General features: G+C 64.6%; 21 protein-coding genes. 14 read left to right on the forward strand and 7 right to left on the reverse strand.

Features of this window, described 5'->3' with window-relative positions:
- The first annotated feature begins 69 nt into the window (after positions 1–69).
- From HZB49_RS08200 to HZB49_RS08215, 4 genes are all read left to right on the forward strand, one after another.
- Positions 70–600 carry a DedA family protein gene (locus tag HZB49_RS08200; protein ID WP_291610002.1) on the forward strand — a complete coding sequence of 177 codons (531 nt, stop codon included), beginning with the start codon at positions 70–72 and terminating at the stop codon, positions 598–600.
- A gap of 265 nt (positions 601–865) precedes the next feature.
- Positions 866–1,540, forward strand: a complete 675-nt coding sequence (locus tag HZB49_RS08205) for an FMN-binding negative transcriptional regulator (protein ID WP_291610003.1) — start codon at positions 866–868, stop codon at positions 1,538–1,540.
- Positions 1,540–2,517 (forward strand): N-acetyl-gamma-glutamyl-phosphate reductase, encoded by a 978-nt coding sequence (gene argC / locus HZB49_RS08210; RefSeq protein ID WP_291610004.1) that lies wholly within the window; start codon positions 1,540–1,542, stop codon positions 2,515–2,517. The genes HZB49_RS08205 and argC overlap by 1 nt, the downstream gene beginning before the upstream one ends.
- Before the next feature lie 13 nt (positions 2,518–2,530).
- On the forward strand, positions 2,531–3,124 hold the full coding sequence (locus tag HZB49_RS08215) for a class I SAM-dependent methyltransferase (RefSeq protein WP_291610005.1): 594 nt from the start codon (positions 2,531–2,533) through the stop codon (positions 3,122–3,124).
- A gap of 4 nt (positions 3,125–3,128) precedes the next feature.
- On the opposite strand, the gene HZB49_RS08220 is transcribed toward HZB49_RS08215, so the two are convergent.
- Positions 3,129–3,527 (reverse strand): MAPEG family protein, encoded by a 399-nt coding sequence (locus HZB49_RS08220; RefSeq protein ID WP_291610006.1) that lies wholly within the window; start codon positions 3,525–3,527, stop codon positions 3,129–3,131.
- A 74-nt stretch (positions 3,528–3,601) separates the two neighbouring features.
- Entirely contained in the window at positions 3,602–5,407 is a 1,806-nt protein-coding gene (phaC, locus tag HZB49_RS08225; protein WP_291610007.1) for a class I poly(R)-hydroxyalkanoic acid synthase, read from the reverse strand.
- 256 nt (positions 5,408–5,663) lie between these two features.
- Here phaC and HZB49_RS08230 point away from each other — a divergent pair, with 256 nt between their 5' ends.
- From HZB49_RS08230 to HZB49_RS08260, 7 genes are all read left to right on the forward strand, one after another.
- Positions 5,664–5,957, forward strand: a complete 294-nt coding sequence (locus HZB49_RS08230; protein ID WP_291610008.1) for a hypothetical protein — start codon at positions 5,664–5,666, stop codon at positions 5,955–5,957.
- A 188-nt stretch (positions 5,958–6,145) separates the two neighbouring features.
- The gene (locus HZB49_RS08235; RefSeq protein WP_291610009.1) at positions 6,146–7,366 is read left to right on the forward strand and encodes an LL-diaminopimelate aminotransferase; all 1,221 of its coding nucleotides are present in this window, start codon (positions 6,146–6,148) and stop codon (positions 7,364–7,366) included.
- 25 nt (positions 7,367–7,391) lie between these two features.
- Complete coding sequence (locus HZB49_RS08240) at positions 7,392–8,708, forward strand: homoserine dehydrogenase (protein WP_291610010.1); 1,317 nt, start codon at positions 7,392–7,394, stop codon at positions 8,706–8,708.
- Between the two features lie 77 nt (positions 8,709–8,785).
- A complete protein-coding gene (gene glpX / locus HZB49_RS08245; protein ID WP_291610011.1) occupies positions 8,786–9,787 on the forward strand; it encodes a class II fructose-bisphosphatase in 1,002 nt (333 codons plus the stop codon).
- Positions 9,788–9,798: 11 nt separating this feature from the next.
- The gene (locus HZB49_RS08250) at positions 9,799–10,248 is read left to right on the forward strand and encodes a GNAT family N-acetyltransferase (protein WP_291610012.1); all 450 of its coding nucleotides are present in this window, start codon (positions 9,799–9,801) and stop codon (positions 10,246–10,248) included.
- 121 nt (positions 10,249–10,369) lie between these two features.
- Positions 10,370–11,089 carry a haloacid dehalogenase type II gene (locus HZB49_RS08255; protein WP_291610013.1) on the forward strand — a complete coding sequence of 240 codons (720 nt, stop codon included), beginning with the start codon at positions 10,370–10,372 and terminating at the stop codon, positions 11,087–11,089.
- Positions 11,090–11,258: 169 nt separating this feature from the next.
- Positions 11,259–12,230 carry an ABC transporter substrate-binding protein gene (locus HZB49_RS08260; protein ID WP_291610014.1) on the forward strand — a complete coding sequence of 324 codons (972 nt, stop codon included), beginning with the start codon at positions 11,259–11,261 and terminating at the stop codon, positions 12,228–12,230.
- 175 nt (positions 12,231–12,405) lie between these two features.
- Here the strand turns inward: HZB49_RS08260 and HZB49_RS08265 are convergent, their stop codons facing one another.
- Positions 12,406–13,503: a methyl-accepting chemotaxis protein gene (locus HZB49_RS08265; RefSeq protein WP_291610015.1), complete on the reverse strand. Its 1,098-nt coding sequence runs from the start codon at positions 13,501–13,503 to the stop codon at positions 12,406–12,408.
- A gap of 242 nt (positions 13,504–13,745) precedes the next feature.
- Here HZB49_RS08265 and recJ point away from each other — a divergent pair, with 242 nt between their 5' ends.
- Together recJ and HZB49_RS08275 are read left to right on the forward strand one after the other, a co-directional pair.
- A complete protein-coding gene (recJ, locus tag HZB49_RS08270) occupies positions 13,746–15,587 on the forward strand; it encodes a single-stranded-DNA-specific exonuclease RecJ (RefSeq protein ID WP_291610016.1) in 1,842 nt (613 codons plus the stop codon).
- Positions 15,588–15,620: 33 nt separating this feature from the next.
- Positions 15,621–16,469, forward strand: a complete 849-nt coding sequence (locus tag HZB49_RS08275; RefSeq protein WP_291610017.1) for a glucose 1-dehydrogenase — start codon at positions 15,621–15,623, stop codon at positions 16,467–16,469.
- A gap of 28 nt (positions 16,470–16,497) precedes the next feature.
- On the opposite strand, the gene HZB49_RS08280 is transcribed toward HZB49_RS08275, so the two are convergent.
- The 3 genes from HZB49_RS08280 to HZB49_RS08290 form a co-directional block, all read right to left on the reverse strand.
- A complete protein-coding gene (locus tag HZB49_RS08280; RefSeq protein ID WP_291610018.1) occupies positions 16,498–17,622 on the reverse strand; it encodes a Fic family protein in 1,125 nt (374 codons plus the stop codon).
- Between the two features lie 293 nt (positions 17,623–17,915).
- Complete coding sequence (locus tag HZB49_RS08285) at positions 17,916–19,142, reverse strand: lytic murein transglycosylase (RefSeq protein WP_291610019.1); 1,227 nt, start codon at positions 19,140–19,142, stop codon at positions 17,916–17,918.
- A gap of 55 nt (positions 19,143–19,197) precedes the next feature.
- On the reverse strand, positions 19,198–19,785 hold the full coding sequence (locus tag HZB49_RS08290; RefSeq protein ID WP_291610020.1) for a MarR family transcriptional regulator: 588 nt from the start codon (positions 19,783–19,785) through the stop codon (positions 19,198–19,200).
- Positions 19,786–19,835: 50 nt separating this feature from the next.
- On the opposite strand from HZB49_RS08290, the gene HZB49_RS08295 reads away from it, so the two are divergent.
- On the forward strand, positions 19,836–20,312 hold the full coding sequence (locus HZB49_RS08295; RefSeq protein ID WP_291610021.1) for a carboxymuconolactone decarboxylase family protein: 477 nt from the start codon (positions 19,836–19,838) through the stop codon (positions 20,310–20,312).
- Between the two features lie 124 nt (positions 20,313–20,436).
- Here HZB49_RS08295 and HZB49_RS08300 read toward each other — a convergent pair whose 3' ends face one another.
- Positions 20,437–22,026 (reverse strand): M23 family peptidase, encoded by a 1,590-nt coding sequence (locus HZB49_RS08300; RefSeq protein ID WP_291610022.1) that lies wholly within the window; start codon positions 22,024–22,026, stop codon positions 20,437–20,439.
- Between the last annotated feature and the right edge of the window lie 22 nt (positions 22,027–22,048).

Genomic DNA, 22,048 nt, shown 5'->3' on the forward strand with positions numbered 1-22,048 from the left:
GTGACTTGAAGTTGGGCAAGCCGCTGGCTTACCAAGGGAACCAGCGGGGCCTGAGGGCAATTTGAGAACATGGAAGATTTCGCGCACTCGGTGGCAAGTTTCGTGCGCGAGCATCAGCATTGGGCCGCCCCGATCGTGCTGGTGCTGGCCTTCGGCGAGTCGCTGGCCTTCATCTCGCTGCTGGTGCCCGCCTGGGGCGCGCTGGTGGCAATCGGCGCGCTGATCGGGGTTTCCGGCATCAACTTCTGGCCGATCTGGCTTGCGGGTGGCATCGGCGCGGCACTGGGCGACTGGCTCTCCTACTGGTTCGGTTACAAGTACAAGGAGCACGTCGCACAGATGTGGCCCTTGTCGAAATTTCCCGAGATCCTGCCGCGCGGCGAGGCCTTTGTGCGGGACTGGGGCGTGCCCAGCATCTTCATCGGCCGTTTCTTCGGACCGCTGCGCGCCTCGGTGCCGCTCGCGGCCGGCATTTTCGAGATGCCGTACTGGCCGTTCCAGATCGCCAATTTCGTTTCGGCGCTGCTGTGGTCGGCGGTGCTGCTACTGTTCGGCGACGTGATCGCCATCGTCATGCAGCTGATCTGGCGCAGCGTCTGAGGTGTCAATCCGGGTTCGATGCCGCGCATCGCCCCGAATGACGGCATTGTGAACTTGACCGCCGGGGAAACCGGCCTTATGACCCGCGCCCATGACCAACGGTCCGACCATCGCCATCGCTCGCCGCCGCCGCGCCATCGCGGTATGGGCGGACGTTCGCGTCTGAGATCGTCGCCCCTGCCGCCGGATCCTTCCCGCGGCTTTTCTCCTTGCAAAAAACGCGGTCTGATCTGGCGGCTCCTTCGTCCAAAGCAGGAGTTTTGAGATGTATACGCCGCCCATGTTCAAGCCCGATCGCGCCGCGAGCCTTGCATTCGCGGAAGCGCGTGGATTCGGCACGGCCTGTGCGTGGGACGGCAAGCGCCCGATCGCTTCAAGCCTGCCGTTCTATCTGAGCTACGCCGGTGACGACACGCCGACCGCGTTGTTCCATGTCGCCCGTAACAATCCGCTGATAAGAGCCGCGGATGGTATGACACCCTGGGTGCTCGCGATCATCGGCGCGGATGCCTATGTCACGCCGGACTGGTATGTCTCAGTGGACCAGGTGCCGACCTGGCTCTATCAGGCGGTGCACCTGACCGGGCCGGTGCGGACGTTGAGCGAGGCGGAACTGGCGGTGCAGATCGACACGCTCAGCGCCAAGTTCGAGAATCGGCTGCTTCCAAAGAAGCCGTGGACGTCAGCGAAGATGACGGCGGCACGGCTGGAAGCGTTGAAGAAGGGCATTGTTGGGCTTTCCATGCAGGTGGAGGATGTCGAGGGCAGCTTCAAGCTGAACCAGCAGAAGTCCGAGGCCGATTACGCCGCGGTCGCGAGCGGCCTTGCGGCGATGCCCGACCATGATTCGCAGACCATCGCGCAGCTGATGCGCGAGACGCGGCCGCAGGCCTTTGCAGCAACAACCAACGAAACCGCTTCGCTCGAAGGGAGCATGTGATGAGCCTCTCCGAAGTCAACCAGAAGACCGCAGGCGCGGTCAGGAAGCCCACCGTGTTCGTCGATGGCGGCTCCGGCACCACCGGTCTCGGCATCGCCGAACGGCTGAAGCTGCAGAACGACATCGCGGTGAAGAATATCGCCGATGACAAGCGCAAGGATCCGGCCGCCAAGCGGGCGTTGATGGGGGAGGTCGACCTCGTCATCCTCTGCCTGCCCGACGATGCCGCCAAGGAGACGGTTGCGCTGATCGACAGCATGGGCGCCAAGGGTCCGCGGGTGCTCGACGCCTCGACGGCGCACCGCGTCGCGCCCGACTGGGCTTACGGCTTTCCGGAGCTGACGCCCGACCAGGCCGACAAGATCCGCACCGCGAAAAAGGTCTCCAACCCCGGCTGCTATCCGACCGGGGCGGTGGCGTTGCTGCGGCCGCTGGTCGATGCCGGCCTGCTGCCGGCTGACTATCCCGTCACCATCAATGCGGTGAGCGGTTATTCCGGCGGCGGCAAGTCCATGATCGAGAGCTTCGAGAGCGGTGCCGCGCCATCCTTCGAGCTCTACGGCCTCGGCTTCGAGCACAAGCATCTGCCGGAGACGCAGCTCTACTCGAAACTGACGCGGCGGCCGATTTTCGTGCCGTCGGTCGGCAACTACCGACAGGGCATGCTGGTCTCGGTGCCGCTGCATCTCGATACGCTGCCGGGCAAGCCCAGCGCGGCCGACCTGCACGCGGCGCTGGAGAAACGCTACGCCGGCAGCGCCTATGTCTCGGTCATGCCGCTGCAAAGCGAGGCCACCAAGAGCGGACGGCTGGAGCCCGAAGCACTCAACGAGACCAACCGGCTCGAGCTCTATGTCTTCGCCAGCGAGAAGCACCGGCAGGCGGTGCTGGTCGCCCGGCTCGACAATCTCGGCAAGGGCGCCTCGGGCGCGGCTGTCCAGAACATGCGGCTGATGCTGGGCCTGCCGGACAAGTAGCGGAGTCGCGCCGGTGGACGACGACACACTGCAATTCTACCGGCAGAATGCCGAGGCCTACGCGAAGCGCGAGATCACCTCGCGCCACGCGCGGCTGACGAAGTTTCTGGCGCTGCTGCCGCCGGGCGCCGCCATCCTCGAACTCGGATGCGGCGCCGGCGGCGATTCCGCCGAAATGCTTGCGAGGGGATTCGACGTCACGCCGACGGACGGCTCGCCCGAGATGGCCGAGGTCGCCTCGCGTCGCCTTGGCCGGCCGGTCAAGACGCTGCTGTTCCACGACATCGACGCGAACGAGGCCTATCACGGCGTCTGGGCCAATGCGTGCCTGCTGCATGTGCCGCGGGATCAACTGGCGAACGTGCTTTCGTTGATTCACCGTGCGCTAAAGCCGGGCGGCGCCTTTTACGCCAGCTACAAATCCGGCGATGGCGACGGCCGCGATACGCTCAATCGCTACTACAATTATCCGACCGCGGACTGGCTGCGCGCCACTTACGCGCAGGCCGGCGATTGGACCGATCTGTCGATCGAGACCGGCGAGGTCAGGGGCTTTGATGATGCGATGGCCGAAATGCTGTTCGTCCTCGCCCGCAAGAGCCCCTGAGTGGTCACAGCACCTTGAAAATCGCCAACGCCAGCACGGCTTGCGCAAGGAAGCCGACGGTGAAGGCCAGCGTGCGGAACACCGGCAGGCCGAGCGCATAGACGATTAGGTGCGCGACGCGCGACCAGAAATAGACGGCGCAGGCCAGCGCCGTCCATTTGGTGGAATAGTCGAGCTGGGAGAGGATCAGCACCAGCGGCGCGAAGATGACGAGGTTCTCCACCGCATTGTCGTGCGCGAACATCAGCCGGTTCGCCCATTCGGATTGCGGCTTGTCGTTGCGCGAGGGATTGGCCATCGCGCCGGCGAGGCCGCGCACCTGACAGCGGTTGATGATGTAGGGGACCCACAGGATTCCGGTCAGGATCACCGTGCACGTCAGCCAGAACAATTCGCGCGTCATCGCTTCCCCCTCATTTCAATTTCGAGTCCCGACCCGGCGGGATGATCGCTTATAGCGGAGCGGATCGTGATGCGCTACGCGCGGACGCGGACATAGCTGCCGGGTGCGTCCTCGATCGGCGGCAGGACGTTGCCGACGGGCCGCGCCGGAACTCGCTCGGCGTCGATGCTCTCGAGCCATTGCAGCCAGTCCGGCCACCACGAGCCCTTGTGCTCCACGGCGCCCTTCATCCATTCGGCGACGGAAGCGGCCTTGATGTTGTCGTTGGTCCAGTACTGGTACTTGCCGCCCGCCGGCGGATTGACGACGCCGGCGATGTGGCCGGAGCCGGACAGCACGTACTTCACGGGACCGCCGAAGAATTGCGAGCCGTAGAGCACGGATTCCGCGGGCGCGATGTGGTCCTCGCGCGTGGCCAGATTGTAGACCGGCACCTTCACCTTGGAGAGGTCCAGAAGAGTGTCTTCGAGCACCATGCTGCCGGTCGACAGGCGGTTGTCGAGATAGCAGTTGCGCAAGTAGTAGGAATGGTTCGCCGCCGGCATCCGCGTTGCATCCGAATTCCAGTGCAGGAGGTCGAAGGCGGAGGGCGGCTGGCCCTTGAGGTAGTTGTTGACGACATAGGACCAGATCAGGTCATTCGAGCGCAGCATGTTGAAGGCCATCGCCATCCTGCTGCCTTCGAGCACGCCCGATTCCTCCATGTCGCGTTCCAGCGCGGAAATCTGGTCCTCGTCGACGAAGACGAGGAGATCGCCGGCATGGGTGAAGTCGACCTGCGCGGCAAAGAACGTCGCCGACGCGATACGCTGCTGCCGGTTTGCCGCCAGATAGGCCAGCGTCGAGGCCAGCATGGTGCCGCCGACACAGTAGCCGGCCGTGTGCACCTTCATCTCGCCCGTCACCTTCTCGATGACGTCGATCGCGGCGAGGGGACCCTCCTTCATGTAGTCGGCCCACGTCTTCTTCCCGAGTTCCTTGTCGGGATTGACCCAGGAGATCACGAACACGGTGATGCCCTGGTCGACGCACCACTTGATGTAGGATTTTTCCGGGCGCAGATCGAGTATGTAGAACTTGTTGATCCAGGGCGGCACGATCAGGAGCGGCGTGCGCAGCACCGTCTCGGTGGACGGTGAATACTGGATCAGCTGCATCAGGTCGTTCTGGTAGATCACCTTGCCCGGCGTCGTCGCCATGTTGACGCCGACCTCGAGATTGGCGGGATCGGACTGGCGGATGCGCAGCGTGCCGCGCCCGGTCTCGATGTCCTCGGCCAGCATCTTCATGCCGCGCACGAGATTGTCGCCCTTGGAAGCCAGGGTCTCGCGCAGCACTTCCGGGTTGGTCAGCACGAAATTGCTCGGCGACAGCGCATTGGTGATCTGCTGGACGTAGAATTCCGCCTTCTTGCGGGTATGCGGGTCGAGGCCTTCGGCGTCGCGCACGAGATCGTGCGCCCATTGCGTCGTGAGCAGGTAGAGTTGCATGACGAAGTCGAAGAACTGGTTCGACTTCCATTCCGGATCCTGGAAACGCTTGTCGCGCGGCGACGGCTCGGCCGCGGGCTTGACCTCTGCCTCGCCGGCCATGCGGCGCGCCGCCGAGCCCCAGAGATCGAGATAGGCCTTGCCCATCTTGTGCTGGAGGTCGCTCGCGCGGTCCTTGTCCGCCATCCAGTATTCGGCGACGGACGAGAACGTCTTGATCACCTCGGTAAGTTCGCTCGGCGGCTTGTCCTTCACCTCGCCGGTCTCGCGCGGCTTCAAATACGCCGCCAGTGCCTGGCCAGAACTCTCCATCGCGCGCGCGATGTTCATCGCGAACGCCTGAGCGTCGAATTTGGGCTCAGTCTTGTCTTGGGTACCGACATCATTCATTGCGCCAACTTACCGATTTCATTTCGCTTCGTCACCGCAGGGAACGACAATCGCATCTCATTGGATTAATTCTGCGATCACTGTTGTTGCGCTGCGTCAAAGTTTCCCGATTCCGACATAATGAAGCCTCACCCATAGCCTCTGTTGTCCCTGCCTTAATCGTTTCGGGCGACATTGGTTTGACCCGATGTGCTAGAAGTCGCTGCAAGGCTCGGGCCAGCGGGACGAGAAACGCGCGTGACTTGGGATTCCGCGGATGCCGGTGGGTAGGACGACCAGGCTGCTGACGATGGGGGCGCTGCTTGCGGCAACGCTCGCGGCGGGCGGCTGTTCGACGCAAATCGCCGACTTGCCGGCGGTTGGGCTGCCAGCCGATGCGCCGGCGCGCCCGAAGGAGGTTGGTGCTTACCTTCCGGTGCACGATCTGCCGCCGGACCGCGCGGAGGCCGCGATGAAGCCCGACGAGCAGAAGAAGATCCAGGCTGAGTTGCTCGCCGCCCGCGACCGCCAGGCCTCCTCGGGGGCGCCCCAGAGCCCGCCCGCCCGATAGGGCTGAAATTGCGCGATTTGCGCTGGCATCGCGGGACTTGCGTGCTAAAACGTTCCCATTCAACGGTTCGGTGGTTTAACCCGGCCTAAATCCTTGATTGGGCGCGCTTTTGCGCGGAATCGGGTTCCGCCATGCCGTCAGCCGTGCCGGCCGCCCCAGAGGGCGCTGGCACCCGGAGCTTGAGACCAATGGAAGAATTTTACCGCATCCGACGCCTGCCGCCTTACGTGTTCGAGAAGGTCAACCAGGCCAAGGCGGCTGCGCGCAATGCGGGGGCCGATATCATCGACATGGGCATGGGCAATCCGGACCTGCCGGCGCCGCCCCATGTGCTGGAGAAGCTGAAGGAGACCCTGGGCAAGCCGCGGACCGACCGCTATTCGGCCTCGCGCGGCATCAACGGGCTGCGCAAGGCGCAAGCGGCATACTATGCGCGTCGGTTTGGCGTGAAGCTCAACCCGGATACCCAGATCGTCGCCACGCTCGGCTCCAAGGAAGGTTTTGCCAACGTCGCGCAGGCGATCACCGCGCCGGGCGACGTCGTGCTGTGCCCGAACCCGAGCTATCCCATCCACATGTTCGGCTTCCTGATGGCGGGTGGCGTGATCCGCTCGGTGCCGTCGGAGCCGACGCCGCAATTCTTCGAGATGGTGGAGCGTGCGATCATCCACTCGATCCCGAAGCCGATCGCGCTGATCGTCTGCTATCCCTCGAATCCGACCGCCTATGTCGCCGATCTCGATTTCTATCGCGATCTCGTCGCCTTCGCGAAGAAGCACGACATCTTCATCCTGTCCGATCTCGCCTATGCGGAAGTATATTTCGACGAGAAGAACCCGCCGCCGTCGGTGCTGCAGGTTCCCGGCGCGATCGACGTCACCGTCGAATTCACCTCGATGTCGAAGACTTTCTCGATGGCGGGCTGGCGCATGGGCTTTGCCGTGGGCAACGAGCGCATCATCGCTGCACTGGCGCGGGTGAAATCCTATCTCGATTACGGTGCGTTCACGCCGGTCCAGGTGGCGGCGACCGCCGCGCTGAACGGGCCGGAGGATTGCATCCGCGAAATGCGCGAAACCTATCGCAAGCGCAGGGATGCGCTGGTCGAATCGTTCGGCCGGGCCGGCTGGGACATCCCGCCGCCGCAGGCCTCGATGTTCGCCTGGGCGCCGCTGCCCAAGGCGTTCCAGGGCGTCGGCAGCATGGAATTCGCGACCCTGATGGTGGAAAAGTCCGGCGTCGTGGTCTCGCCCGGCGTCGCCTTCGGCGAGCATGGCGAGGGCTATGTCCGCATCGCCATGGTGGAAAACGAGCAGCGAATCCGCCAGGCCGCGCGCGGTGTGCGCCGCTTCCTTGAAAGCGGCATTGAAACGTTGCACAACGTGGTTCCTCTCGCCAACCGGCGCTAATCCTACCGGCAGGTTTACACAGGTCATGGTCGCACCCCTGAAAGTGGGTATTGCGGGGCTCGGCACCGTTGGCGCCGAAGTCGTCCGCCTCATCGAAGAGCAGGGCCGGATGCTGTCGGCGCGCAGCGGTCGCAGCATCCGCGTCGTCGCGGTGACGGCGCGCTCGAAGGTCAAGAAGCGCGGCGTCGACCTGCGCGGCATCGACTGGGCGAAGAGCCCGCTGGCGCTCGCCACCGATCCCAGGATCGACTGCTTCGTCGAACTGATGGGCGGTTCCGGCGATCCCGCATTCGCCGCGGTCGAGGCGGCGCTGAAGGCCGGTAAATCCGTGGTGACGGCCAACAAGGCGCTGATCGCCAGGCACGGCGTCCGGCTGGCCAGGGCCGCCGAGAAGCACGGCGGCGCCCTGAACTACGAGGCGGCCGTCGCCGGCGGCATTCCGATCATCAAGACGTTGCGCGAAGGCCTTGCCGGAACCAGCGTCAACCGCGTCTACGGCATCCTCAACGGCACCTGCAATTACATCCTGAGCCGGATGGAGCAGGAGGGCCTGACCTTTGCCGAATGTCTGAAGGACGCCCAGCGGCTCGGCTATGCCGAAGCCAATCCGTCGTTCGACGTCGACGGCCACGACACCGCGCAGAAGCTCGCGATCCTGGCGAGTCTTGCCTTCGGCACCAAGGTGTCGCAGAGCGCGATCTATGTCGAAGGCATATCGTCGATCAAGCCGGAAGATTTGCGCGCGGCCGAGGAGCTTGGCTACCGCGTGAAACTGCTCGGCGTGGCCGTGCGTACCGCCAAGGGCATCGAGCAGCGCGTGCACCCGACCATGGTGCCGAAGACCTCGTCGATCGCCCAGGTGATGGGCGTCACCAATGCCGTGACCATCGACGGCGAGGGCGTCCCGCCGATCACGCTGGTGGGGCCCGGCGCCGGCGGTGCTGCGACGGCAGCGTCCGTGATCGCCGACATTGCCGACGTGGCGCGCGGCGTCCGCGCGACGCCGTTCGGCCGGCCGGTGGAAAAGCTGCGGGACACCAAGAAGGCGCCGATGGAGCGCCATGAAGGCGGCTACTACATCCGCCTGATGGCGCGCGACGTGGCAGGCACCGCGGCCAGGATCGCGACGCATCTCGCCAAGGAGAAGATTTCGCTGGAATCGATCGTGCAGCGGCATCCGGATGGCGTCGATCCCACGGGAGAAGCGAAGCCCGGGCCGATGCCGATCATCCTGATTACCTACGCCACCCATGAAGACGCCGTGCACCGTGCGCTCGCCGCCGTGCAGAAGGACAAGATCATCAGCGGCCGGCCGCAGGTGATCCGGATCGAGAAGAACTAGCGCCGCGAAACCTTTTCGCGCGCGGGGATTGTTGGCGCGGACCGGGTGGTCCGCCGGGGACTTTGAGGAGTAATGAGATGTCGACGCATATTTCCGTTCCGCCGCAGTTGCTGCTCGAGCGCATCCTGACGCTCGAGATCGTGCGCGTGACGGAGCGGGCGGCAGTGTCGGCCGCGCGGCTGCGCGGCCACGGCCAGGAAAAGGCGGCTGATCAGGCCGCCGTCGATGCAATGCGGCGCGAGCTCAACAAGCTGCCGATCGAAGGCACTGTGGTGATCGGCGAGGGCGAGCGCGACGAGGCGCCGATGCTGTTCATCGGCGAGAAGGTCGGTCTCAACGCCGGCCCGCAGGTCGATATTGCCGTCGATCCGCTCGAAGGCACCACGCTGTGCGCCAAGAACATGCCGGGTGCGATCGCCACCATGGCGATGGCCGACGGCGGCACGCTGCTGCACGCGCCCGACGTCTACATGGAAAAGATCGCGATCGGCCCCGGCTACGCCAGGAACACGATCGATCTGGACGCGCCGCCGGCCGAGAACATCCAGCGCCTTGCCAAGGCCAAGGGCGTGCCGGCTTCCGCCATCACCGCGCTGGTGCTCGACCGTCCGCGTCACGCCGAGATCATTTCCGCGGTCCGTTCCACAGGTGCCGCGGTGCGCCTGATCACCGACGGCGACGTCGCCGGCGTGATCCATACCGCCTCGCCCGACGAGACCGGTGTCGACATCTACATGGGTACCGGCGGTGCGCCCGAGGGCGTTTTGGCAGCCGCTGCGTTGCGCTGCATCGGCGGACAGATGCAGTGCCGGCTCATCCTCGATACGGGCGAGAAGCGCGAGCGCGCCGCCAAGATGGGCGTGACGGATCCCCGCATGGTCTACGGCATCGAGGACATGGTGAAGGGCGATTGCCTGTTTGCGGCGACCGGCGTCACCACGGGCTCGCTGCTGACGGGCGTCAAGTTCCGGAAGGACAACGTGATCGAGACCGAGACGGTGGTGATGCGCTCGGTCACCGGCACGGTGCGCTACATCAAGGCCGAGCACCGCGAGCTGGCAAAATTCCACCTCGACTGACGGAGGCGGCGATGACGGGCGAGATCATCGTCCGGCCGGTGCGAGCGGATGATCGCGCCGCCTGGGAGCCGCTCTGGCAGGGCTATCTCACCTTCTACAAATCCTCGCTCGCGCCCGAAGTGACGGACGCGACCTGGCGGCGCTTCTTCGACCCGATCGAGCCGCTCCATGCGCTGGTCGCAGAACGCGACGGCAAGCTCGTCGGCCTCACGCATTATCTGCTGCACCGTTCGACCTGGGCGCCGGTCTGCTATTGCTACCTCGAAGATCTCTTCGTCGAGCCGTCGCTGCGCGGCGGCGGCACGGGCCGCAAGTTGATTGCGGCGGTGGAGGCTGCCGCGCGCGCAGCCGGCGCAAGCCGCCTGTACTGGATGACGCACGAGAGCAACGAAACCGCGCAAATGCTCTATAACAAGGTCGCCGACCGGCCGGGCTTTGTGCAGTATCGGAAGAAGCTCTAACGTCGTTCCGGGGCGCGCGAAGCGCGAACCACAGATGCGCAATTGCGCATCGGGGAACCCCGAGATTCCCGGTTCGATGCTGCGCATCGCCCCGGAATGACAACAAGAAAAGGGAGCGCGAATGTCAGACATCTCCGGTGTGAAGGCCCTCGTCTTCGACGTGTTCGGCACTTGCGTCGACTGGCGCACCAGCCTGATCGACGACTTCACGAAATGGTCGGCGAAGCGCGGCATCAAGGCGGACTGGACCGCCTTGGTCGACGGCTGGCGTGCGGTCTATGCGGCCTCGATGGACGAGGTGCGCAAGAACCCGCAGAACGGCTACGTCATCCTCGACGTGCTGCACCGCCGCTCGCTGGAAAAGCTGGTCGCGCAATTCGACATCAAGGGTCTCACCGAGGCCGACCTGCATTACCTCACGCTGGGCTGGCACCGCCTGCATTCATGGCCCGACACCAATGCCGGACTGGCGCGGCTGAAGACGAAATACATCATCTCGCCGCTCTCCAACGGCAATGTCGCACTGCTCACCAACATGGCGAAGTTCGCCGGCATGCCGTGGGACCTGATCATGTCGGCCGAGCTGTTCGAACACTACAAGCCCGATCCCGAGACTTATCTCGGCGCGGCAAGACTGCTTTGCCTGAAGCCGGAAGAGGTAATGATGGTCGCGGCCCACAACAACGACCTCAAGGCTGCGCAGAAGCAGGGATTGAAGACTGCCTTCGTCGCGCGCCCGACCGAATACGGCCCGCTCCAGAAATACGATTTCGAGGCCACGGGCGACTGGGACATCGTGGCCAGGGATTTCGGTGGGATAGCCGACCAGATGGGCTGCTAGCGCTGAGGCGTGCACTCATAGACGCGCGACGTCCGCTTTATTGGAGCAAAGCGGACATGTTTTGGAACCTGCGGCGACCTCTGCAAATGACCCAAAGCCGACATGTGACTGCTTGGACCCATGCCGAAAAACGCCTACTCTGACTGAGGGCTTCGGGAACGGAGCAATAATGAAGCGGCGAGACTTCATTGCGGCCAGTGCGGCGCTGCTCGTTTCGCCACGGCGTTCGCTGGCGCAGGGGCCACGTCGTCGGGTTGGCTTCCTCTCCACTGATGTGGGGGAGCCGACTGTTCAAAAAGCGTGGCGTGACGGGCTGCGAAATAACGGCTGGATCGATGGAACAAACCTGACCATCGAGTATCGTTTTGCCCCCTCTCAGGATCGTCTGCCAGCTTTCGCCGCCGAGCTGGTAGCTCTCAACCCCGATGTGCTTGTCGCTGCCGGCCCACAAGCAGCCGCAGCCCTGAAATCGGCAACCGCCAACATTCCAATTGTATTCGTGGCTTTTCCCTTTCCCGACAGGCTCGGCCTCGTCAAAAGCATGTCACATCCGGGCAGCAACTTGACGGGCCTTGCGGCCATCGTGCCCGGGTTCCCCGGCAAAGTCATAGAAACGCTGCGGGAAATGGTTCCTGCCGCCTCGAAGATTGCGGTCCTGGTCAATCCGGGAAGTCCAACTCACAGGCTGGTCGTAGCCGATGAACTACCCCCAACGGCCCAGAAACTAGGTATCGTTCTCCCGGTGGTAGAGGCGACAACGGCGGAGGAGCTCGACGTCGCCTTTGCCTCGGCCGCAGCCCAGCACGCCGACGCACTAAGTGTTTTTGGCGATGCCTTGACCATTACCAACGCCGCACGAGTTACCGCGCTGGCGGCGAAGCATCGCCTGCCCACGATTTATCTATTCCGACTATTCGCAACTCATGGCGGACTGATTTCATACGGCCCGGATTTTGCCGATTTGTTTATTCGTGCAGGCGGCTATGTCGATAAGATCCTCAAAGGCACCAAGCCTTCCGATCTTCCGGTTGAGCTGCCGACCAAATTCGAGTTGGTGATCAACATGAAGACAGCCAAGACGCTCGGCCTCACCGTGCCTCTCACGCTGCTCGCGCAGGCCGTCGAGGTGATCGACGATTAGTTTTGCTGCGGTGAATGAGTCCGTTGTTGGCCCTTAGCTGACGTGCGGCCGGCTCCGACCGAAGTCCGCTTATGGCCCTCAACGGGTTGCTCCCGCGCCTCCAGAAGGTACAGTTCTGGTGGTGAGGCGGACATCGCGTAGACGAAAATTGTACGGCGGTTTACGATTGCTCGCCCTAGCTCCCTGCAGCGAGGATCACGCCATACCAGCCGAGGCCCTTGTAGGTCTCGTAGCCCGGCGTGGCGTGGAACCCCACCAGCCTGCCGGAGCGGTCCTGATAGGAGCCGCAGCGTTTTCCGCCGAGCGAGAGCTGGATGCGTTCGGTGAGCAGGCCCTTGCCATCGGAGGCCGCGATCACGCGAAAATTCGAATCGACCAGCAGTACGCGGGCCTTGTCGGCGGCGCCGACGCGCACGCCCTGCACGATGGCGCGGGCCTGCGGCTCCCAGTCGAAATGGATTGCGAGCACGCCGGTCGGCTTGCCATTGGCCTTGCCGCCCTCCCGGACGCTGGCGCAATAGGTCGCGACCTGCGCATTGCCGAGCAAGGGCTGGCACTCGACGTCGCCGGCGACATAGTCGTCGCCGGAACGCAAAGCCCGCGCCTCGCGAAACCATTTTGTGCCGGCAACATTCTGGCCAGCGACGCGGAAGCGGTCGGAACGCCCGTTGGCAATGACGTTGCCTTCGAGATCGCAGAGCCAGAGATCGAGGTAGACGGTGTAGGCGCCGAGGATCACCGCCAGCCGCTCCGAGACATGCGCGACCGCGGCTGCACTCGGCACCGCCGCACAATCGACCACTGCCGAATCGGTCGCCCACCAGCGAACGTCGCAGGTTCGCTCATAGAGATTGCGGTCGATCAGCTCGATCGCATTGAGCGACAAGTCCACCATGCGTTCGCCGCGCGACCGGTCGGTCATGCGCGAGATCGAGTTCATCAGATCGCCGGTGCGGTTGGTGAGCTGCGTCTCCAGCTCGCGGGCTATCGCCTCGACCTGCTGGCCCACATTGCGCACTTCCTGCGCAACGACGGCAAAGCCTGCGCCCTGCGCGCCGGCGCGCGAACTCTCGATCAGCGCGTTCAGCGCCAGCATCTTCATCTGGTTGGTGATCTTCTGGATCGCCCTGGTCTTCTCGCAGGCAACCTCGTTCACCTCGGCCGTGAGCCGCTCGATCAGGGCGGAGATGTCGGCTTCATCCTCTGTGCTTGCGGAACCGGCGGGCTTTCTGGCGATCGATGTGGCGCGATGAAGGTCAAGCGCGACGGACATTGCAGGTACTTCCCCAGTCTTCTGTGCGCTTTGCCGTTTTCCTGTGGACCGACAGGGACTCGCGAGCGCGTATTTGGTGTCTTTGTCGCCAATCTTGCCTAACGACCGGTATAATTCCCGGCGCGCAGCAGGTAGTACTACGGAAGGCGGTTGCACGTTGTTTGTGCACGTCGCTTTTTTCGGCGACCGGTCGGGTGCGGCCGGTGGTCGCGCGCCTTGTCAAAATTTCCCTCGAAGGAGCCATGACGCTTCCTGCATCCGCATTGCCCGTCGAGGCGCCGCAGGCGTTCCTCGGCGTCGCCAGGTCCGCGACCGGCAAGCTGTGGCGCGACCGGCTCGACGCGCGCGGGCAGGCGCGGGCGCTTGCGATCGTGCAGCGCTACCAGCTGCCGGAAATGCTGGCGCGGGTGCTGGCGGGCCGCGATGTCGCAATCGATGCGGTCGAGGATTTTCTCGACCCGACCATCCGCAAATTGATGCCGGACCCCTTCACGGTCACGCAGATGGAGGGTGCGGCCAGGCGCATTGCGGATGCGGCAATGCGCGGCGAGAAGGTCGCGATCTTCGGCGACTACGACGTCGATGGTGCAACGTCTGCGGCGCTGCTCGCCTGGCATTTGCGCCATTGCGGCCTCGATCCGCTGATCCACATCCCGGACCGCCTGTTCGAGGGCTACGGCCCCAACACCGAAGCCGTGCGCATGCTGGCCGGCAAGGGCGCCACGCTGCTGGTGACGGTCGATTGCGGCACCACCAGCATCGAGCCGCTGGCGGAAGCGAAAAAGCTCGGCATGTCGGTCGTCGTCATCGACCACCACCAGTGCGGCGAGCAATTGCCCGAGGTCGACGCGCTGGTGAACCCCAACCGGCCGGACGATCTGTCCGGCCTCGGCTATCTTGCCGCGGTTGGGCTGGTGCTGGTCGCGCTGGTCGCCGTCAACCGCGAGCTGCGCCGGCGCGGCTTCTGGAGCGCCGAGATGCCGGAGCCGGATCTTCTCGGCATGCTGCATCACGTGGCGCTCGGCACCGTCGCCGACGTCGCGCCGCTGACGGGGCTCAATCGCGCCTTCGTCGCCAAGGGATTGATCGCGATGCGCCGGCGCGACCATGTCGGCCATACCGCGCTGATGGACGTGTCGCGGCTGAACGGCCCGCCGGAGGCCTGGCACCTCGGCTTCATGCTGGGCCCGCGCATCAATGCCGGCGGCCGCATCGGCCGGGCCGATCTCGGCGTGCGCCTCCTGCTGGAGGGCGACGTGTCGGAGGCCGCGCGCATCGCCGCCGAGCTCGACCGCCTCAACAGCGAGCGCCGCCTGATCGAGCAGGCCGCGGAAGCGCAGGCCGAAGCGGAGGCGCTGGCCTCGCTCGGCCTGGAGGACAAGGGCGCTGTCATCGTCACCGCATCCGAAGGCTGGCATCCCGGCGTGGTCGGCCTCGTTGCCGCGCGGCTGAAGGAGAAATTCGCGCGTCCCGCCTTCGCGATCGCGCTGGAGCCCGGCGGCATCGGTACCGGCTCGGGCCGCTCGATCCCGGGCGTCGATCTCGGCAAGGCGGTACGGCAGGCGGTGGAGGACGGGCTCCTGATGAAGGGCGGCGGCCACGCAATGGCCGCGGGCGTGACGCTGCGCAAGGAGCGGCTCGCCGAGTTCCGCGCCTACCTGGAAAGCGCGCTCGCCGCCGACGTCGCCAATTCCCGCCGCGAGCACGAGCTCTTCATCGACGGGGCGGTGAGTGCGCGAGCCATCACGCCGGAATTCGTGGGCACGCTCAATCGCGCCGGCCCCTTCGGCGCCGGCAATCCGGAGCCCGTGATCGCGCTGCCGGCCCACCAGCTCATCTTCGCCGACGAGGTGGGGCAATCGCATTTGCGGCTGCGCTTCAAGTCAGGCGACGGCGCCATCGTCAACGCCATGGCGTTCCGCGCGGTCGGGCAAAGGCTCGGCAACGCACTGGTGCAGAATCGCGGCCAGCAATTGCATGTCGCGGGTTCGCTCGCGGTAGACCGTTGGCAGGGAGCCGAACGTGTGCAAATGCGTGTGGTCGACGTCGCCGTGCCCGACGAAGGGCCGGCAATGATCAGGTAACAAGCAAGAAAAACATCGAGTTTGGGAGTGAAAATGGCAGGGCAGGTTGCAGGCAAGGTCGCGCTGGTCACGGGCGGGGCATCGGGAATTGGCGCGGCGGTTTGCGAGTTGCTGGCGCGCGAAGGCGCCTCGATCGCGGTGACCGATGTCGACGAGCTCAGGGGTCCGGAGCTGGTTGCCCGCATCAAGAAAGCCGGCGGCGAGGCGACGTTCTGGCATCAGGACGTCACCAGCGAAGCGCGATGGAGCGAAGTCGTGACCGAGGTGGTCGCCCGTTATGGCCGGCTCGACATACTCGTCTCCAATGCCGGCATCGGAATTGGCGTGCCCTCGATCACGCAGATGACGCTGGAGGACTGGCGGCGACAGACCGCGATCAATCTTGACGGTGTGTTCCTTTCGGTGAAGCACTGCCTGCCGGCAATGCGCAAGGGCGGCCGTGGCGGCTCGATCGTGCTGATGTCGTCGCTGGCTGGCTTGCAGGGCGCACAGACGCTCGCCGGCTACTGTGCGACCAAGGGTGGCGTGCGGTTGTTTGCCAAGGCGATCGCGTTGGAATGCGCCTCGTTCGGCGACGGCGTGCGCGTCAATTCCGTGCATCCCGGCATCATCGACACGCCGATCTGGGGCAAGATCCCGACCGAAGCCGCGGGGCGGGGACAGAACGCACCGATCGACCCCGACGAGCGCGCCAGACTTGCGACCCCGTTCGGCCGCGCCGGCCATGCCATGGAGATCGCCCAGGGCGTCCTGTATCTGGCGTCGGACGCGTCGAGCTATGTGACCGGAATGGAACTCGTCATCGACGGCGGCATGAATGCGGGTCGGTCGCTGCGGCTGCCCGACGCGCCTGCGCATCCGATCCCGGGACTTGCGCAGTAACTAGCCCGTCGCCTCTGTCATGGGGGGCCTATGCTTGACGATTAATTTCGCGGGCCAACGAATAGCTTGTGCTGCGCCCACCGCCTTCGTCTTTTTTGAGAATGCCCGCTTCCAGCAATTCAGTGATGTCGCGAAGAGCGCTATCGGGTGAGCATTTCTCTATCGTCGCGTATTTCGAAGAGGTGAGCTTGCCGGTGAAACCATCTAGCAGGCGGTTGATGATGTCGCGCTGGCGATTGTTTAATTTCGCCTGCGAATGCTCACGCCAGAAGGCGGCCTTAGCAAGAACGTTGGCGAGAATGGTCTCAGCGCCGTCAAAGGCGCGGTTAAGACATGCCAAAAACCACGAAAGCCATGGCGTGATATCGAGGCCACCTTTCTGTGTGCTCTCTAGAATGTTGTAGTAGTCATTGCGCTCCAGCCTGATCTGCGCGGACATGCTGTAGAAGCGTTGCTGGCTGTTCTCCGAACGGGCGAGCGCCATGTCAGCTATTGCGCGCGCGATGCGTCCATTGCCGTCTTCGAAAGGGTGGATGGTCACAAACCACAAATGAGCGAGCGCGGCACGAATGATGAGGTCCGTGTTATCCCTGGTTTCGAACCATTTCAGGAACGCTTTCATTTCAATGTCGAGGCGACTGGCCGCAGGCGCTTGGTAGTGAACCCTGGGATTGTTGGTGGAGACCTTTGAAACAACCTGCATGGGTCCTAGCTTGTCGTCGCGCCATGCGCCGACAGTAATTTTGCTAATGCCGCTGCGTCCTGTGGGGAACAGCGCGGCATGCCAACCAAACAAGCGTTCTTCGGTGAGGGGCTCGTCATATTTTTGGGTGGCGTCGAGCGTCATTTCGACGACGCCTTCAACATTGCGGTCGGGCGGGGCTAAAGCACCGATATCCATGCCGAGCCGTGATGCGATAGACGAGCGAACTTGATCCTTGTCGAGAACCTCGCCTTCAATCTCGCTGGATTTCAAAACGTCTGCGGTCAGGGTCTCAAGAATGGCTTCGCTTCGGAGCTGAAATCCAAGCCCCTGCATTTGACCAATGAGCCTGCCCTGCCGTTGCCAGGTCTCCGGCAATGGCTTGGTCAGAGCATCGCTATCCCAGGTAAAATCGGGCCATTCTTGGCGTTCATAGATGTAACCAGCCATAATCTCCGCACTCTTTGCGGAGATTATGCTTCTTATTCTCCGCAACACAAGAACAATCACCGCATAATGTGCGGAGATTAGGCCGACTTTCACCGCACGGAGGTCATCAAAGAGCCTGTAGCTGGAACATAGCATGAACAATATCTTCGTGCCGGTTCTAAGACATCGTATGAACGGGCGATGGGCCAAAAAAATCACCGATAGTCAGATGCTGGGTGAACTCGGAGAGACCGCGATCAAGAAGGAAGATCGTGCTCGAAACCGGCTTCCTCTACGAACGGCGTGGACGGCAGCTAGCCGCCTTGGCGCAACCGCGCCAGCACCTTCAGCCCGCCGTAACCATCGGCGGGCAACAGGCCCATCCTGGTCTGATAATCCCTGACCGCCTTCATGGTGTCGTTGCCCACGCGGCCGTCGGTGCCGCCGGTATCGAAGCCCGCTTTGGTCAGCCGCGTCTGCATTTCCTGGATTTCGGCAAGCGTCAGCGCGCGCTCCGAGCCCGGGAACGGCTGGATGAACGTCGGCCCGCCCAAAATGCGGTCGCCGAGATGGCAGATCGCCAGCGCGTAGTTCATCGAGGGATTGTAGCTCTTCACCGCGTTGAAGTTCGGTCCGAGCAGGAAGGTCGGGCCGCCAGCGACCGGCGTCCACAGCTGCGCCGAGGCGTTCGGCTGCGGGAACGGCTTGCCGTCGGCGCGGGTGACGCCGGCGCTCGTCCATGCCGCATAGGTGCGGCTGCCGCCGGATGCGCCACCGCCGCGCACTTCGTAGCCCCAGTGCTCGCCGCGGTGATACTTGCCGCGGTTGACCAGGTACTTTGCCGTCGAGCCAAGCGCGTCGTCGGGCTTGCCGAACGGCGAGACCTTGCCGTCGCGGTCGTAGTCGATGCCGACATTGAGCCAGACTTCCGGCATCCATTGCGTATGGCCCATCGCACCGGCCCAGGAGCCGCGCATTTCCTCCGGCGTGCTCCAGCCGCGGTCGACGATCTTCAGCGCGTTGATCAGTTCGGTTTCCCAATAGGCCTTGCGGCGCGGCTCGTTCCAAGCCAGTGCAGCGAGCGAGGGAAAGATCGGCCGCATGTGGTTCTGCTGCACCAGCGGATCGCCATAGGCGGATTCGACGCCCCACAGCGCCAGCAGCGTGCCGCGCTCGACGCCATAATCCTGCTCGATGCGCGCGAACAGCGGCTCGTTCCGGCGCAGCGCCTCGCGGCCGTTGATGAGGCGCCAGTCGGAAACGCGGCGGTTGATGTACTGCCAGACCTGCTCGTGGAACTCCGGCTGCTTCTGGAACTGCTTGAACACGCTCATGTCGGGCTCGATGCGGCCCATCACGCGCGTCCAGGTCGCATCGGAAATGCCCTTGGCGGATGCGCGGGCGCGGAAGGAGTCGCGCCAATGGTCGAAGCCGGGCGGGGCCGCGGCCAGCGCCGGGCTTGCGAACAGGGCGGTCGCACCGAACCCCGCCTGCAGCAGGGCGCGGCGGGTGGGCGAGAGCAGGGAATCAGGCTGTTTCATCGGGCCAGTGTAGCGGCGCAACCGGTCGGGGCCAAAAGCCGGGACGCCGCGGGAACTAGCTCTCCTGCAAATCTGTGGCGATTTTGGACAGCCAATGCCGCACCGTGGCCTGCGATTTCGCGTTCAACCCGGCCGCAAGCCGCCGTTCCAGTGCGAGCGCGTGACGGCGGCAGCTTTCCAGCAGCCGCCCGCCGCGGCGGGTCAGGGTCCACTGCAGCACGCGGCCGTGCACGGGATGCGGCGTCCTCGTAATTGCACCATCCCGTTCGAGGTTGCCGATGATGACGCCGACGGTCTGCGGCGTCAGCAGCGCCACGCGGGCGAGGTCGGCGCCGGACAGGCCCGGATAGGCGCGCAGCATGGTCAGCACGACGAATTGCGGCGGCGTCACGCCAAGGCCCGCCAGCGAGCGCTCCATCGAGAGCCGCGAGGCCGCCTGCGCCTGGCGCAGCAGATAGGCGAGGTAGCCTTGCTCGCCGCGCTTGCCCTGGCCGGGCGGCGGGGGGAGGATGGCCTTCCCGGTCCGCGTCCGCGAAAGCGGTTTGGCGCGGGACGGTTTTTCGCGCTTTTTCGATTTTCGCGGCGGCGGCTTTCGCGCGGGTTGCGATTTGCGGGCCGCCGGGGTTCCGGTCTTGCGAGACATATAAGAGCTCTTATAATAAATTAGAGCACTGATAACATGAGGTGATGTCGATGTCACATGCCCGCAGCGAATACACGGATTTCCAGAGTCTGGCTCCCGATGCCTTCAGCGCCGTTCGCGCGCTGAGCGCCATCGCCGCCAAGGCCGGCCTCGACAAGCAGCTGCTCGAGCTAATCAAGATCCGCGCGTCGCAGATCAACGGCTGCGCCTTCTGCCTGCAGTATCACATCCTGCAGGCCGAAGCGCTCGGGCTCGCCGAGGACAAGATCAACCTCGTTGCGGTCTGGCGCGAGGCGCCGCAGTTCTCGCCGCGCGAGCGCGCCGCGCTGGCATGGACGGAAGCGCTGACCGTGCTGCCGAACGGCGTCAGCGACGAGGTGTTTGCGCAGGCCAACGCCGAATTCGGCGAGAAAGAGTTGATGTACCTGACCTCGGCGGTCGCGGCGATCAACACCTGGAACCGGTTCGGCGCCGCCTACCGCTGGACGCCGCCGGCGCGGCAGAAGGCGAGTGCGGCCGCGAGCTGAACTGGCATCGCAGTTCGGGGCAGTCGCCGTCGCGCAAAGCTACTTTGCATGGGGTTGTTTTCGACATTTTGGTTGGGCCGGCTCCGCAGCTTCGTGGCGCAAAGCGACAATCGACCTGACCAGCCTAGTTCTCGCCGCCCTCGTGCGGGCCGGGCCCTACGGCCTCCATGGCGTGCGCAACCGCTGCGGCGGTCACAGGCTCGGTGCCGATCTCGCGCCCGCGGCCGCGGATCAGCCGCTCATAAGCCGAGACCAGCGTGGTGTAGGGATTGACCCAGAGCCAGCCGTCGCGCGTGAACACCTGGACGTCGAAGTGCAGATGGCGGCTCGTGCCGTTCGGACGGTCGAGATAGTTCGAGACCACGCCGATGGGCTCACCCTCGATGACGCGGCGGCCGTTGAGCAATCCTTCTGCGTCCATCGCCGACGGGTTCATGTGCATGTAGCGGAAGCGGATGTGCTCGGTGCGGGTGTTGATCTGCAGCGTCGCGGCCTGCTGCTTGGGGCTGCGGATGACGACGGCGTCGCGCACGGCGACGATCGCCTGCCGCTTGTCGTCGCAGCCCTCCGCGCTCTCTTCGGCCGTGCAGGACCCCGGCCTGATGTCCTGTCCCTGATGGCCGACGCCGCTGGCGCACTGGCCGACATTGAAGCTGCGGTCCTCGCAGAAATTATCGCGCCAGGGATAGGTGCCGCCGGCCAGCCTGGTCTTGTCGCGCCGTGCAAATTGCTGCGAGCGGACGGCGACGGGGACTCGCACCAGGGGAAAGCGGATCTGCGAATAGGCCGTGACGTCGGCGCGACCGGAGGTCCGGCGCGCCCCGGTCCGCGCAATGATGTCGCCGCTCCGGCGATAGGTGAATTCGGACGAGGCCGAGACCGGCCGCTCGGCGATGATGGAGGCGATATCCCTCCGCTGCCGCGACGGTTGGCCGCCCGCGACCCGCAGCGCCCTCAGGAAGCGCTCGGCGATCGGATAGGCCTCCCGGCAGGCCAGCCGCCGCGCCCGCGGCGTCGAATCCAGGCACTGGATCGAGACCACATAGGGCACGCCGAATTTGGTGAAGGCGTAGCGCACATAGCCTTCGCGAATGAAGCGGCGCATGTCCGGATATTGCGCCGACAGCGATTTGACCGGCTCGCCCTTGCCGCCGGCGGGGTCGGCGAGATCGTAGACCAGCAGCGAACCGGTGATCTGCACCTCGACCGGTCGTGCGAACGTCCGGTGCGGCAGGCCGTCGCCGGCGCCGGGGGCCAGCGAGAAGGTGGCATCGTAGCCGGAGAGCCCGGCATGGAAGACATCGACGGGCCGGAAGTCGGCCTGGTAGCGCGCGACATTGGCGGCATCGGCCGCGCCGCTCTGCCTCGCGTCGAGCCAGGCCGCCGCGTCGAACGGCAGCAGCACCGGAATGGGGCTGCGGCCGATGCCGGTGAATATCTCCGAAGTGATCGCATTGAGCTGCACCAGCGCCGGCATCGAGCGCGGGTCGGAAGCGGCAAAGCGCTGCTGGATGGCGAAGCTGAAGGTGGAGGTGGCGGCAGGCCGGCCGCTCACTTCGGTGCGGAACTGGTCGAGCGCGGCGCGCCATTCGACGCGCATCGCCGATATGGAAGGGGTGTGGAATTCGTCGGCCGCAACGAGGCCGCTGCCGGCCAGTTGCACGAGGAAGGCTGCCAGCAGGCGCAGGACGAACCGGTCAGCTCTCTTCCCCAACTCCCTCGCCCCCCGGCGAATT

The sequence above is a fragment of the Bradyrhizobium sp. genome, assembly GCF_016219575.1.
GTDB lineage: Bacteria > Pseudomonadota > Alphaproteobacteria > Rhizobiales > Xanthobacteraceae > Bradyrhizobium.

What these genes read in the sequence shown, in the direction of transcription:
- HZB49_RS08285 (WP_291610019.1), bottom strand. Translation starts at nt 19,142, where the DNA reads ATGAAACAGCCTGATTCCCTGCTCTCGCCCACCCGCCGCGCCCTGCTG.
- recJ (WP_291610016.1), top strand. Translation starts at nt 13,746, where the DNA reads ATGACGCTTCCTGCATCCGCATTGCCCGTCGAGGCGCCGCAGGCGTTC.
- HZB49_RS08230 (WP_291610008.1), top strand. Translation starts at nt 5,664, where the DNA reads ATGCCGGTGGGTAGGACGACCAGGCTGCTGACGATGGGGGCGCTGCTT.
- HZB49_RS08265 (WP_291610015.1), bottom strand. Translation starts at nt 13,503, where the DNA reads ATGTCCGTCGCGCTTGACCTTCATCGCGCCACATCGATCGCCAGAAAG.
- HZB49_RS08220 (WP_291610006.1), bottom strand. Translation starts at nt 3,527, where the DNA reads ATGACGCGCGAATTGTTCTGGCTGACGTGCACGGTGATCCTGACCGGA.
- HZB49_RS08235 (WP_291610009.1), top strand. Translation starts at nt 6,146, where the DNA reads ATGGAAGAATTTTACCGCATCCGACGCCTGCCGCCTTACGTGTTCGAG.
- HZB49_RS08290 (WP_291610020.1), bottom strand. Translation starts at nt 19,785, where the DNA reads ATGTCTCGCAAGACCGGAACCCCGGCGGCCCGCAAATCGCAACCCGCG.
- HZB49_RS08255 (WP_291610013.1), top strand. Translation starts at nt 10,370, where the DNA reads ATGTCAGACATCTCCGGTGTGAAGGCCCTCGTCTTCGACGTGTTCGGC.
- HZB49_RS08295 (WP_291610021.1), top strand. Translation starts at nt 19,836, where the DNA reads ATGTCACATGCCCGCAGCGAATACACGGATTTCCAGAGTCTGGCTCCC.
- HZB49_RS08240 (WP_291610010.1), top strand. Translation starts at nt 7,392, where the DNA reads ATGGTCGCACCCCTGAAAGTGGGTATTGCGGGGCTCGGCACCGTTGGC.
- HZB49_RS08200 (WP_291610002.1), top strand. Translation starts at nt 70, where the DNA reads ATGGAAGATTTCGCGCACTCGGTGGCAAGTTTCGTGCGCGAGCATCAG.
- HZB49_RS08250 (WP_291610012.1), top strand. Translation starts at nt 9,799, where the DNA reads ATGACGGGCGAGATCATCGTCCGGCCGGTGCGAGCGGATGATCGCGCC.
- HZB49_RS08205 (WP_291610003.1), top strand. Translation starts at nt 866, where the DNA reads ATGTATACGCCGCCCATGTTCAAGCCCGATCGCGCCGCGAGCCTTGCA.
- glpX (WP_291610011.1), top strand. Translation starts at nt 8,786, where the DNA reads ATGTCGACGCATATTTCCGTTCCGCCGCAGTTGCTGCTCGAGCGCATC.
- HZB49_RS08275 (WP_291610017.1), top strand. Translation starts at nt 15,621, where the DNA reads ATGGCAGGGCAGGTTGCAGGCAAGGTCGCGCTGGTCACGGGCGGGGCA.
- phaC (WP_291610007.1), bottom strand. Translation starts at nt 5,407, where the DNA reads ATGAATGATGTCGGTACCCAAGACAAGACTGAGCCCAAATTCGACGCT.
- HZB49_RS08260 (WP_291610014.1), top strand. Translation starts at nt 11,259, where the DNA reads ATGAAGCGGCGAGACTTCATTGCGGCCAGTGCGGCGCTGCTCGTTTCG.
- argC (WP_291610004.1), top strand. Translation starts at nt 1,540, where the DNA reads ATGAGCCTCTCCGAAGTCAACCAGAAGACCGCAGGCGCGGTCAGGAAG.
- HZB49_RS08280 (WP_291610018.1), bottom strand. Translation starts at nt 17,622, where the DNA reads ATGGCTGGTTACATCTATGAACGCCAAGAATGGCCCGATTTTACCTGG.